13 protein-coding genes are annotated in these 13114 nt (G+C 61.5%); 2 read left to right on the plus strand and 11 right to left on the minus strand.

Translation table 11 applies throughout. The features are described from left to right. Positions 1-125: 125 nt before the first annotated feature. From ACXYX3_RS14305 to ACXYX3_RS14345, 9 genes are all read right to left on the minus strand, one after another. The gene (locus ACXYX3_RS14305; protein ID WP_458607972.1) at positions 126-1931 is read right to left on the minus strand and encodes an ATP-binding protein; all 1806 of its coding nucleotides are present in this window, start codon (positions 1929-1931) and stop codon (positions 126-128) included. Then, complete coding sequence (locus ACXYX3_RS14310) at positions 1928-3208, minus strand: Pvc16 family protein (RefSeq protein ID WP_458607973.1); 1281 nt, start codon at positions 3206-3208, stop codon at positions 1928-1930. Before ACXYX3_RS14310 ends, ACXYX3_RS14305 begins: the two co-directional genes overlap by 4 nt. Beyond that, positions 3205-3717, minus strand: coding sequence for a hypothetical protein (locus tag ACXYX3_RS14315; protein ID WP_458607974.1), 513 nt, complete (start codon positions 3715-3717; stop codon positions 3205-3207). Before ACXYX3_RS14315 ends, ACXYX3_RS14310 begins: the two co-directional genes overlap by 4 nt. Before the next feature lie 133 nt (positions 3718-3850). Then, entirely contained in the window at positions 3851-4573 is a 723-nt protein-coding gene (locus ACXYX3_RS14320; RefSeq protein WP_458607975.1) for a hypothetical protein, read from the minus strand. Then, positions 4570-5088 (minus strand): phage tail protein, encoded by a 519-nt coding sequence (locus ACXYX3_RS14325; protein WP_458607976.1) that lies wholly within the window; start codon positions 5086-5088, stop codon positions 4570-4572. The genes ACXYX3_RS14320 and ACXYX3_RS14325 overlap by 4 nt, the downstream gene beginning before the upstream one ends. Before the next feature lie 15 nt (positions 5089-5103). Then, positions 5104-6654, minus strand: a complete 1551-nt coding sequence (locus tag ACXYX3_RS14330; RefSeq protein ID WP_458607977.1) for a phage tail sheath family protein — start codon at positions 6652-6654, stop codon at positions 5104-5106. A 35-nt stretch (positions 6655-6689) separates the two neighbouring features. Further along, entirely contained in the window at positions 6690-7154 is a 465-nt protein-coding gene (locus tag ACXYX3_RS14335) for a hypothetical protein (protein ID WP_458607978.1), read from the minus strand. Beyond that, positions 7151-7504: a hypothetical protein gene (locus ACXYX3_RS14340; protein ID WP_458607979.1), complete on the minus strand. Its 354-nt coding sequence runs from the start codon at positions 7502-7504 to the stop codon at positions 7151-7153. The genes ACXYX3_RS14335 and ACXYX3_RS14340 overlap by 4 nt, the downstream gene beginning before the upstream one ends. Positions 7505-7727: 223 nt before the next feature. Beyond that, a complete protein-coding gene (locus ACXYX3_RS14345) occupies positions 7728-8414 on the minus strand; it encodes a LuxR C-terminal-related transcriptional regulator (RefSeq protein WP_458607980.1) in 687 nt (228 codons plus the stop codon). An 864-nt stretch (positions 8415-9278) separates the two neighbouring features. Between ACXYX3_RS14345 and ACXYX3_RS14350 the strand changes: the two genes are divergently transcribed. Together ACXYX3_RS14350 and ACXYX3_RS14355 are read left to right on the plus strand one after the other, a co-directional pair. Beyond that, a complete protein-coding gene (locus ACXYX3_RS14350; protein WP_458607981.1) occupies positions 9279-9899 on the plus strand; it encodes an integrase catalytic domain-containing protein in 621 nt (206 codons plus the stop codon). A gap of 973 nt (positions 9900-10872) precedes the next feature. Beyond that, positions 10873-11637 (plus strand): hypothetical protein, encoded by a 765-nt coding sequence (locus ACXYX3_RS14355; protein WP_458607982.1) that lies wholly within the window; start codon positions 10873-10875, stop codon positions 11635-11637. 407 nt (positions 11638-12044) lie between these two features. Here the strand turns inward: ACXYX3_RS14355 and ACXYX3_RS14360 are convergent, their stop codons facing one another. Together ACXYX3_RS14360 and ACXYX3_RS14365 are read right to left on the minus strand one after the other, a co-directional pair. Next, on the minus strand, positions 12045-12419 hold the full coding sequence (locus ACXYX3_RS14360) for a DUF2267 domain-containing protein (protein ID WP_458607983.1): 375 nt from the start codon (positions 12417-12419) through the stop codon (positions 12045-12047). A gap of 123 nt (positions 12420-12542) precedes the next feature. Beyond that, the gene (locus tag ACXYX3_RS14365; protein ID WP_458607984.1) at positions 12543-12995 is read right to left on the minus strand and encodes a DUF1931 family protein; all 453 of its coding nucleotides are present in this window, start codon (positions 12993-12995) and stop codon (positions 12543-12545) included. Between the last annotated feature and the right edge of the window lie 119 nt (positions 12996-13114).

Here is a 13114-nt window from a genome sequence, read left to right on the forward strand (position 1 = left end):
AACCCCACGGTATCGGCGCGCAAGATCGGCCAACGCGGATCCCAACTCGCCGCGAAAGGCCTCGGGATCCTGGGGACCTTCGCCATCCACGACGACGGCCTCGATGTGAATCTGGATGCGGCGCATTATGTCCACCCGCGGATCTCGGCGTCGGTGAGAGGCTTTTCCAGCTTCACGTATTCGCGTCGGGCTGCCGCCATCACGTGCCTCATCGACACCGACTCGCCTGCCGCCGCGGCCAGGAAGGCCGCGCCGAGCGCGACGGTGCGGATATGTCCGCCCGGGATCTGCAATTGGGCGAGGCGCTGCCAGTTCAGGTCCGCGAGCGGCACCTCGGGCGGGAACATCAGCTGCCAAATGCGCACCCGGGCTTCGACATCGGGGAAGGGGAAGCCGACCACGAAGTTGATGCGGCGCAGAAACGCCCGGTCGAGCGCGGCGCGCATGTTCGTAGTGAGAATGGCCAGCCCACGATAGGTGTCCATGCGGCCCAGCAAGTACGAGATTTCGAGGTTGGCGTAGCGGTCGTGGCTATCGCGGACCTCACTGCGTTTACCGAAGATGGCATCGGCCTCGTCGAACAGGAGCACCGCGCCGCTGGCGTCGGCGGCGTCGAAGACACGTTTGAGGTTCTTCTCGGTCTCACCGATGTACTTGCTGACCACACCGGCCAAATCAATGCGGTACAGATCAAGATTCAACTCTCCCGCGAGTACCTCGGCGGCCAGTGTTTTGCCCGTGCCTGACTCACCCGTGAAAAGTGCCGACACTCCCAGTCCGCGCTGAGACAGATGCGCCATCCGCCAGTCCTCGTACACCTGCCCGCGATACCGCACCTGGTTGGCGATGTCGTGCAGGGTGTCAAGCGCCGCCTCGGGCAACACGAGGTCTCCCCATCGTGCGGATGGTTCCACGCGATCGGCCAGCTCGGCCAATTCAGATCGAACGTGCACCCGGCAGGCGTCCTGCAGACTCTGCTGTCCCAGATCCGCTGCTATCGACTCGATGTCGGGCGGCTCGAATCGGAAGTGACCTGACAGGATCGCGGCTTCGGGACCGGGACCCGCGAACCGCTCCCACAGTTCGCGCTGATCCCTACTGGTTGTCTCGGGAATCACTCGAGTTATGTCCGCGCGAAATCCCGGCGCAGCCACCAGAGCCGAACATCCGAGTGCGTCGACGAATGACACCAGCGCACTGTTGGTGTCTTCGGCGGTGACGTACAACAGCGCTCCTAACAGGGCTACCTCACGCTCCACCAGTAGCGCCACTTCGGCGTTGTCCCGCCCAGCCGATGGCAGCCGCTCACCCGGCACCGCCAACAGCAACAGACCCAATGCGTCTGCGACGTGAGCGGCGATTCGCAGCCGGGTCCTGTCGCCGGCTCCGTCGAGTCGAACGACCGCCCGGCTGGCCCGGATGGATAGAGACGCGGCCAGCTCCGCGGCGAACTCGGACTGAGCGGCGGTGAGGACATCGGGAGCCGATGAACCGGGGTGGGCCTCTACGAGACCCCGGAGCCCGGGATCGACATACGTGACTCCTGTCAGATGGTGCAGGATTCGTTCGTCGATGCGCAGCGGGCGGCTAATCAGCCCACCGCTGGCAGCGAATTCCGTCAGCTGCCAGTGCCGTAGTGGAGCGGCAGGCGCTAGCGCATCCCAGTGTGCATTCTCCAGGACCGCCAACGCCTCGCCGAGCGTCGGTGGTGCAAACCGTGGATCCAGCTCGGCGCCCGCGCACCACAACAGCAAGTCGTACTCGAACGACGACAGCCGGAATACCTGTCTGAGCTGTGCGGCACGCGTGCCGCTGTCAAGCTCGCAGACGACCGCTGTTTCACCGGTGATCTGGGCATGAACCCGGTCCAATTCCGTGGCCAGCGCCCGTTGATTCCGATCCGTCCAGGTTTCGTTCTCGGTGACGGTCATGGGACGTTCACCTGCCGATCGGTCCTGAAAGCAGGCGGGTTCGCCGTGTAGTCGATGACGCGGCTATCCACCCCGTCGATACGCACCCGCACCACTGTCGCACCGGGCGGCACGTTGGTAAACTCAGCGATGACGTGGTCCACGGAATTGGACCGGGATGCAATGGGCACCTGGACACCACCCAACGCGACGCCTGCCTCTTGGTCCGGCCGTAAACGCGGAGCGAGGCCATTGAGCCTGAGCCGCTTGGTCTTGGTGCCGGTGATCGTGTGTGTCGTCCATGTCGGCGACAGCCGGAGCGCGGCGAGGTTGGTTGTCCGGGCATCGGTCTCACCGATGGGCGTCAGGGAGATGCCCACCGTCCAAACTCCCGACGGACAAATCTTGTTTGGAAGCTCGGCTGCCGGCATCGTGAAGGTGAGCCGCGCCGGATCCTTGTTGTCACTGACCGGGATGTCGTGGGAGACCAAGGCGTGCCGGAGATGAACGGTGATGTCTGTACCGTCGAGGTGGGCGCCGTTCACAGTAATCTCCTCGCCGAGCTCGGCGACAGCTGTTCCGTCAGGCGCGGCAACTGACTCGATGGCGGGATAGGGCGGCACGAGTCCGGTAGTACCAGTAGGAGTCACAGCGCGGACCGTGCGCTTCAGCACGGGCAGCGGATCGGGGCGGGGAGCAGGGGGCGGTTCGATGAGGACAACGCTGACCTGGAAGCCGACACTGGGCCGGTAATGGCTCTGCAAGGCAGACCACAACTTCGACATTTCCTCCAAATCCATTGTTTCCCACGTAATTTTCAGTGCCTCGAATTGATCGGCCAGTCCGGCATTGGGTGGGTCACGAAACGCATCGGGCAGCACGGTCGCGTCAACCGGGGTGAACTGCAGCGCATTGCGAATTGCCCTACGGTCGAGGAAGGGACGTTCGTGCAGCAGGTGCATCCCGTATCCGAGCAGCATCTCGGCATGGAAATCCTCCCTGCCGTAGGCAGTGAGCAGGTAATGCACATCAAGACCCAGCGGGGGTGCAGAGAGTCTGCGGCCGCCACTATCACGGGTGGGCTGCCCGACGTTGCGCCAACCGGGGTTGAGGCTCACCCGATAGACGAACAGGTTGAGCTGCGGTTCAGCTATCCCATCATCGAGCTTGATCAGATCGGGAGCGCGGGCGGTGACCTTGACCGGACTACCCACTGCCGGAACCGCATCCACCAGCCCATTGTCGAGCACGTTGCGAAGCACCGCGCTGACCGCGCCGACCGCCAGAGCGGTACTCATGAGGTTTTCCGATGTTCACCGCGCAGGTAGGCACTCAAGCTCAGCGCATCTCGCGATTCGGTGTCTTTCGGCGAGTTGACCCGGGCCGCGGGTATCGGCTGTGCCGGCGCCTGCGCCGTACGGATTTCGATACGGCCGATACTGATATGGACATCAGGCTCAGCGGCAGCGGCGAAGACCCGCCCGCGCGCGCTGCTGTCGCGGTGCTGTGTTGGCGGGTCGATCGAGATCTGATGAGGTGGACGCAGCCGATGTATGTCAAGTTCCGAAGCAGGCAAATCGGTTTCGGGCGCGGCGGAGTGGGCTACGACATTTGGTTGCACTTCTCCTCGGTGTTCCGTGCTGTTCACCACGGTACGGTCCGATGCCGTCGCGTGGGCGCGACCTGCTACGACGGCCGGGCCCTGCTGGTTGGCGTTGGCGACATTGTTGACCAGCCCATTGGACGACGGCGTTGCCGCGCCAACGTCAACCTGCGGCGGTGCCGACAGGACCGACTCGGCGGTCACGGAGTCGCGGTCGTCCGCCATTGAGGGTTCGGTCGAAATGATTCCCGTTTGTGGTGATTCGAATCGCGATGCTACTCGGGGTGCGATCGCAGAAGCCTCTCCGCGCGCATATTCGTACAATCGCATGAACAAATCACCCACCGCGCACCAACTCCAGGTAGTTGTCCCTGCGAGCCTGTGACAGCGCCAGAATCTGCTGTTCCGACCAGCCGTAACAGCGCGCCAGTTCATCGACTTCGCGCAACAGTCGCCGAGCCCGCGACTGCATCGCGACCCAGACGAACTCGGCGATATCCAACGTGGTCTCCCACGCACCCGTGCAGGTAGGACAGACCAGTGTCAGCGTCAAGTCGGCGTAGGGGTCAGCTGCGGCGATACATTCGGCCAGCGCCTCTCGCGCACCACCGGGCAAAGTGCCATCATGAGTTGATCCCCCACTGGTGCAGCGGGACAAAAGGATCCGCGCCCCTTGGTCGGCGTCACTGGCCGCAGCGGCGGCCGACAGATCCGCCGTCACCGGTAACCGCCACTCGATGGTTTCGCCCTCGATTACAAGCGGCTCGACCGGATGGGTCGGCGCCATGGACTCCTGCAGACCGGCGATGTCAAGCGACAACTCCACATCGGTACCGCAGTCCGGACAGCATGCGACTCCGTCAAGCTCCGGCGAAAACTGCTCGGCATATAGGCTGAGCAGTTCGGCATTGCAGGCGCCGATTGTGGGTGGGTCGGCAATCCCAAACGCGCGAAAGATTGCGTTGGTGCGCTGGCTGGCTGGCGCCGACCGGGCGACCTCCCACGCAGCAAGCTCGACATCGGCGCCAACGTTTACCATCTCGACGTGCCACCGGCTCACTCAGTGAACTCGGGTTCGGATGGCTCGACGACTTTGTCATCCCGATCCCAGCCCTCATGCTCAAGCTTGATGTGCTGAATCGCCACCGCGTTCGCGTTGGCGTCCAAGTCCGGCAACGCTTGGTACTCCGACACCCACACTCGATACACGTTGTACGCAAGTACCAGCTGACCAGCCTCGTTGTACATCTCGATGGTGAGGTCCTTTCGGAAATTCTTCAACGCGACTTCCATTCCCAAGGCGGCACCGAAGTTCCACACCCGCTTGGCCCACGTCTCGAATTCGGTGTCATGGGTGACTCCGCGTTCCAGCGTAATTGGCTCATACTTCGTGCGGCCCGGCGACTTTCGCGACGTCGACGGATCCCCACCCTCGCGGTGTTCGACAACCTCGGTCGTCCGTTTGAGCGCGCCAACCTTGCTCACGCCCGCGACATAGCGGCCGTCCCATCGCACCCGGAACTTGAAATTCTTGTACGGGTCGAAGCGTTTCGAGTTGACCCTGAACTGTGCCATTTGTTCGCGCCTCTCCTAGGTAGCGATTTGGCCGGCCATCTGCTTGAGGGAGATGACCACGAACTCGGCAGGTTTGAGGGGAGCGAACCCGACGACGATGTTGACGATGCCGTTGTTGATGTCACTCTGCGTGGTGCTTTCGTTGTCGCACTTGACGAAGTAGGCCTTGTTCGGAGTCAACCCTTGGAACGCGCCCTGCCGAAACATGTCGTGCATGAACGCGCCTACGTTGAGCCGGATTTGGGACCACAGCGGTTCGTCGTTGGGTTCGAAAACCACCCACTTAAGACCGCGATACAGGCTCTCTTCGATGTAGAGTGCTGTGCGCCGCACCGGAAGGTACTTCCACTCATTCGCCAGCTGGTCGTCACCCTTCAATGTGCGCGCACCCCATACCACGCGACCGGTGGCAGGGAATTGGCGCAGACAGTTGATGCCCCGAGGGTTGAGTCGGCCATTCTTGCCGTCGTCCAAGGTGTACTTCAGCGCGCTAACCCCCACCAGCGTGGCGTCCAGACCAGCGGGCGCCTTCCACACACCGCGGGTGGCATCGGTACGGGCGATCACTCCTGCGACCGCGCCGCATGGAGCGAAGGTGTCAATCCGGTTCTCCCGCAGAGGATCAGCCGCCATGATACGCGGATAGTAGATAGCGCCGTTCGCTGTAGTGCTGACCCAGGTTTGTAGTCCATCACGTGCCGCATCCGGATTAGCCCAGCTTGTCTTGGGGTCAACGAGCACTATCGCCCGCCGCGCTTCGGCATATGTGGCGACCGCGTCCCACAGATTCTGGTCCCAGTCGCCTTCACGAGTGGGTGGCGGCACGCAGATAAGGTTGACGATGTCGGCCAAGTCGAGCAAGTACATGCCGCGCTGCAGCGCTTCGAGGCCGGGATCTGCGACTTCGTTGGCCGTGATGTCCACCCCGTCGGATCCGTCAGATTGAAATCCGGTGGATGTTGAGGCATCTTCCAGCGGATCGGCGGGAAGCGGGTTGGGGGTGTTGCTCGCGGTCGGCGCTGCATTCGGCACAGACCCGGAGATACGCACTAGTGCCGATTCTGCTTCCAGAACCTTCAACACAAACCTCGGGTGGGTGTCCACTACTGACAAGTTGAGAAATGCTTCGGTCTGTTTCGTATCGGTATCTCGCACCAGGAGATTGAACCGGCTGTTCGGCGGATCTGCACTGTCGTGCGGGGCGCCCTCCACCCGGACGCGAAGTTTGCTTCCCCAGGACCCCTCGTTGGCCGCCTTCAAACCAAAACTGTTGGGCAATGTCACCGACGCCGTCTGCGCGCTCTTGTGCACCCGGCAGATCAGAGCGTCCCGGCCACCGTTGAGAAAATATTGGGACACCGCGTATGTCAACGGACTCTGGTCCCACATGCCACCGTAGATCGCAGCGAACTCGCCGAAGCTTTGCACCAGCACCGGCCGATCTGTGGGGCCCCGGCGGGTCCGGCCGATAAAGGCCGTGACCGAGGTTGCCACACCGGTGATGGTCCGGACCTCGCTAGGGATCTCGCGGACGTAAACGCCCGGGTACTTAAAGCTGAGGGTCATGAATAACGCTCCGTGTCGAGTCGGCTGTGGATGAACTAGGGGGGTGGCGCCTTTTTGGCTGGGGCCTTAGCCGCCGGGGCCTTGGCTGGCTGAGCCTTGGCTGGTTGGGCCTTGTTCGCCGGAGCCGGTCCGCCTTCTGGGGGATTTCGCCGTCCGATCAGAACCTCGATCGAAACCGGGTCACCGTCGGCGTTTTGAATTGTCAATTCGTCACCGACTAGTCCAACGGCGCCGCCAAAGAGAAACTGCGGCTGATCGAGTGCGATCGACTTGCCGCCAACCCTGTAGGTGAGGTGTTCGGTTTTCCGGTCAGGGACAAGCGCCACGCAGCAGGCGACTTTCCCATCTCCGTCAGGGCCGATGTCAACCGTAAGGTCATTATTGTTCGCCACTGACTCGGAAACCTTGGTGTACGCATCGATAGGTATCGTGTTGGAACCCGTGAGTTGTGGCCCGCCGTCCACTCGGACTGTGGCATTCCAGATCAGTTGTTCGGTCACCATTTCTCCTCACCGTCAGGGGGATCAACACAACGTGCGGTACTCGCACAGATGGCCGCGATGAGGGCCTCCGGCGACAACTCGCCCAGTTGCATACGTGCAGGCATCAGTTCCCACAGCGACGCGCTGCGACCGTCGGCGACTGTGGCCAATACCCGCGGGGTGGTATCCAGGTCTCTTAGCCACTGCCACAATGCGGTTTCGTCGGCGTTGTGCCAGACGACGAGGTCTGCGGCATCCGGCAATCCACCCTTCAGCGCATCGACATCGAGTTCAGCAACTACATCGATAGACCGTGCCTGGCTAACTGTCCTACGGACGATATCTCCCAGCAGCCCCGTGCATCCCACGAGAGCAACCCGCACACTTGCCGAGTCCTGTGTGCTCGATGACAAGTTCACATGCGTCCCCACTCGGTTGCCGTCGCAGCCAGTAAGCGCCTCTACACTCGACGCCGACAATCCATCCAGGGATGCCTTTGGGATCCAGTCACTAGATCCGCATTGGCCAGTCTGGGAAGTCGGCGTCGGTAGTCGACGAGGTACTAGATCCTTTACCGGCTTGAGCCGCAGCTCAACGGGATGCGATCGCCCCGGATCTATCCGGCGATCCGTCAGGAGTGAGATTGAAATCCAGATCTCGACGCATCGCAGCCAGTGCGAGCTCACGACGGCCGGACACACCCAGCTTCGTCAATAGACGGTGGACGTGGTTCTTCACCGTGCTGAGTTCAATGCCGAGCGTCCGTGCGATCTCTTTGTTGGACATGTCGGCCTGAATGAGAAGCAACACCTCGCGCTCACGGCGCGTCAGCGTATCGCCGATACCCGAGACGCGGTGCGAGCGAGCATGCAGGGCAATATGGCGAATTAATCCTGCCGCAATCTTCGCTGAGCACGACACCTCGCCGCGCATGGCTGCGCGAATTGCAGACGCGAGGTCGTCGAAACTTGCATCACGAGACACGTAACCCGACACGCCCGTCTCAGCACACGCAACGACATCGGGTCCCTCCTCACGGACGCCAAGCGCGATCACTCGGACGCTTGGCCGCGCCGTGAGGAGAGCAACGGCGGTTTGAATACCTGAGTCGATCGCCATATCTAGCAGTACGACGTCACACTGGCTGCGTTGTGCTGCTGCCACAGCCAGCGCTCCGTTTGCTGCCGTAGCCACATGCTGAACCTCTGGCAATGCTCGCAACCCCTGGGCCACCCCCTCGCGATATAGCCGGATCTCTGCTACCACCAGCACTCTCATGGGTCAGACGATCCTGCGGAGCGCACGAGAAGTTTCGGAAGCAAGCGGCTTTCTTGGATGTGCCCGGATTCTGCCAACCATGTCCCGATCTCCCCCGCGGGATTGAGCCATTGCAACTTCAGTAGAGCACTATTGTCGCGGCGGTTTTAGTAGTTGGCTACAGCATTTCTGGATTGGTGTACTTCCCGGCCACAGCACTGGGGCCAACGTAGTCTCGCCGCGCCGCCTAATGGGTCACCGCCAGTACCGCGGCCATGCACTTCCGCGGCACCAAGTGCTATGCCACGTGAAACGGCTCATCGTCGACACCGCGGCCTCGGTCTCACCTGTGGTTACCTCTGCTGATCCTCGGGCTGACATCGGTACTGCTTGCACGAGTGCACTCGCTCGCACCATCCCCGGGTGGTTGTCCCTTATGGAGGGGATCCTCATCCTGGCCCCGTATCGATCTTCAGCGCATCCTCGGTGCAGAAGCAGTCACCCGAGTCACGGCGTCCGGCACTCTCAGGTTTTTCCGGATCTCGTACGAGACTCCCAGGTATTCGCGGACAAGTACAACCGCGGCAGTCCGGAACAAATTGAGAGCATGCAAGTCAGGACGTCGGCTTACTCGCACCTAGTTCAGGATCGGACACGAAGGGCGTGGGCGGCGTTGCGCTACGACGAGCGCCGTGAGGTCAACAGGAAGAAGATCCACCGGCTGTGGCGCGAAGAGGGCCTGCAGGTGCGGGTGCACAGTCCACGCAAGCGGGCCGGGGTCTCGTCGATCCCACCGATCGAGGCCGACGCACCGAACGTGGTGTGGGCTATCGACTTCCAGTTTGACTCCACACCATCGATGGCAAGGCCATCAAGATCGCCTCGATGATCGACGAACACACCCGCGAGTCGCTGCTGCATCTGGTGGAGCGCTCGATCACCGGCGAGGTACTCGTCGCCGAGCTCACCAAGGTGTTCGCGTCCCACGGCGGGCTGCCGAAGGTGCTGCGCATGGACAACGGTCCGGAGATGGTTTTCTCAAGCGCTGCAACGGTTCTGCGCGGGCAGGACCGGCATGATGTACATCCCGCCGGGCTGCCCGTGGGACAACAGCTACATCGATTCGTTCAACAACCGACTACGCAAGGAGTGCCTCAACCGCAACCACTGGAACACCCTGTTCGAGGCCCGCGTGGTCATCGGCGACTTCAAACACGAGCACAATCACCGACACCGGCACTCAGCCCTGGGATACAGGACGCCGGCCGAGTACGCTGCCACCTACCGGTGCACCCACACTCCGGTGGCATGCAGCATCAACTGAGAATGGATCACACCAACCCGACTCTAGAACCGGGTGGACTCAGTAACGGGGACTCGCCAATGCGCAGCTCCTGGAAGGCGTCGGCCGCGATCCTGACGCGTCCAACTTCCAACTTCATGGACACCCTGACCATCGTGCAACTTGAGTTTCGCTTGGTTGGCCATGACGACCGCGACTGGTGAAGGGCGGATGCTTCGCGAAACGTGCGGGTGTATGTCACCTGGCCGGAGTCGGGACGTAGGCAGGAGTTCGTGGCCACAACGCAAGGGGGACATAGGTGGATGGCGGCGCGTCGGCGGCAAGCCGTTCTGGCGTTGCGACCGAATTACGCGCAAAAGTTGCCGTCGTCACCAGCGGCTGTTCTAGCATCGCCCGATTCGCTCCCGGCGGGCAAGCACGTGTGGGCTCCGAGTTTCCGGCCATCCAGATCGCCGAAACTGTCGAGCGGAATTGCCAACCGGCATGCCTCCCGGGCTCATGTCCGATGGAAAGAGTCTGCGAGGTCACCGATTGTCGATTGGTTGATAGGTCATCTTATTACCCGGGTCAATCGAGTGGATTCGCCACGCAAGCGATGAGAACTGCCGTTGGCAACCCTTTTGGGACCAGCCATGTCCGAACCCCTCTCCGTAACAGATGAATTCGTCGGCATAGCTGGCGGGTCCGACCGCACATCCGGGTGGCTCGTTCGTGAAATTCACCCTTGACAACGCATCTTGAGTACGGGATAAATCCGTGGGGAGATTTGACGTAGTCGTCACCGGACACGCATTGGTGACAGCTACCTGTCATATGGGGTGCGTTATGACATCGAAGCGTGGAGCGACCAAAAGGCGGCAAGCCCCACGGCAGAATCTAGAGGCAAGAGCGCCGCTAGGGTCCACGACCGCATCGCCTACGGCTCGGCGGCCGCAAGTTCCATCGCCACCAGCCCTGCGGGAAGCACGGCGGACGAGCGACCAGGCGCCTGAGCCGGTCAAGCCGCCAGGGCCGACGGCACAGGATTGTTGTTGTGGCTTCGTCTTCAATATTTCCGCGGATGGTGACGTCCACGTCAACAACTACTGCGCACCTCCGGCCCGGGAGACGGATTCTGACTCAGTCGGCCCGCCCGGCCACTCCTGCGCTCCGCTGAGCGGTAGCTGTCTGCCGGTTGTGGCAGGAGCCAAGCACAAGCTGAGCCGCGCGCAGAAGATCGCCCTGCGGGCGGCATCGAGTCGGACGCCAAGCGTGTTGGCTACCAGCACTATTCATGCTATCCGCCGATATATTGCGGGTGCAGCGCCGGCAAATGGCCTCGAGGAACGGATTTTTGGTGTGCTTGCGCACATGCCTCGTGAATTTCTGCAATGCGCCGTCGACGGTGTCGACCAGTTGCCGCCAGGGCAGCGCGACGTCTTATTCACCCCCGGCTTGATAGCTGACCCGAATGCTCCCATTGACATCAGCGACCTGGCGGCCGCCCTCGACAAGGAACTGTCGATACGGGCTGCGATCGAAGTATTCGGTGATGCGGCGGCCGTTGACGGGGAACGTCCCGGACTCAACCGGCTGTACGAACCGCAAGGAGAAGACTTCTTTAGCCAGGTGCGGATCTGCCGGGTGAGCAACCTCAGGACTGCCAGTTACATCCCAAGTCTGCAGCCCTCCGAGTACCAACCCGACGAGTTCCAGCAGGACTGCGAAGCAACAATTGTCGACGGCGAGCCTCGTGTTGTGTGCGAAATCCGCGCCTCCGACTGCTACGGCAATCAGTTGGCTGGTGCGTGTGGCCGAGTCCTGGACGTGATGCAAGGTGACGGCGTGTCAGTTGAGGGAGTCAACTACTTCGACACCAATGCTGTAGTGCGACTTACTGATAAAGACACCGGCACAATTCAGCGTCGATTTCCTGAACGGATGCTGTCCACAACCAGTTGAGAGCGCGCTGGTCAGCGCTCCCCGGGACTCTCAGATACTTCCGGATCGGACATCAGCGACCGATCCGGACCTCGTTGAGCGCCATCTTGGAAATCCGAGAGCAATCAGATTTCTCGCCCTGCTCGAGAACTATCTGACAACGCAACCCGCTCAGGTCTCCGCCCATGCACCTGACGGCTTGTGTTCACCGGATCATCTGCGACTAATCGGCGGCGACGAACTGGACGATTGTCGGCCCAGAACTGCCCACACCGAGCGGACCGCCCGGTCTTGAGAGCCCCTTGCACCCCAGGCCTAAATCGTCACTGTGACGTTATTGTGATGGTTCCGACGCCGGTCCCATCTCTGTAGAAGCACTTCGTCGCGGACGAGTCGCGAGTGCTGCCGAGATCGCGTCTTCTGACTCTCTACGGTCGCGTACCCAGCCGCTGGAAGTCCGAGGGCAGCTGACTGAGGACATCGTCGAACTCCCCAGGCGTAACTGCCTCTCTCAGAGTGACGAACACGGCGTCGACGCCCCGTTCAGCGACATCTCTATCTATGTCAGCCGACTTAGCCACACGCTCAACGAATTCCTCGAAACTGAACGCCTGGGCGTTTTCTTGGGTACTGACCAAAGCCGACTGAAGGGGCGCGGGCAACTGAGCTGCGAGATCCTGCGCCTCGCCGCCGCTGATGCGGTCCGCGAGAGTGGCCAACGTGGCGCGAGTCAGACTTGCTGCTTGCTCCTGTGGCAGGTCGGCAGCCATGGCCACTCGGGTGATGAAATCGTCGTATTGCATTGTTTCTCCTTTTCATTTTTATGTGTTCCGTTGCCATCATGACGAATTCGCAATCGCCGCGCCTCCATCTACGGGGCGGAACTCGACTACCGAAAATCAACACCAGCAGACGAAACGTCAACGTCAGAAGACAAGTCGGAATATGGTGAACACTCGGTTCCAATGCTCGCTGGACGGATTCGCCACCGTCGCATCCACCATGCGTAACGTGCGGGCGAGCGCCACGGCCAGGCCGCCGAATACTTCCGGCAGCAGCTGCTCTGCGTCCTCCGCGAAAGTGACATCGGCGGGTGGCTGTCGCACCACCTGGCGAAGCAGGTCTCGTATCCCCTCAGCTTCGTCGAGCTTGTCGAATTCGCGCATTCGCTCTTGAAGGCCCTTCGTTATCGGAAGGTCCTGCGCTGCGACGACGTCGCGGCCGTTCATCTTCGCCGAATTGCGCCCGCTGATGGCCAAGTCGTCTACCAACTCACCGATGAAACTCTGCAAGCGACGAATATCGTTCTTGTCGATGTCGACGCTCGCGACAACACGAAAGAAGCGCTCGAACAACGGAATACCGGCCGGATGTGTCACGTCCTGCCTCCATTTCGCAATTCACGCCCCGAGAGCGCGCTGAGGTTCACGGTCGCACTGTTGCCCGTGAGTGCGAACCGGACCGGCAGGTGCAATATGGACCGGCCGTTTCGACACGC

It is taken from the genome of Mycobacterium sp. Panama NTM2 (assembly GCF_054355555.1).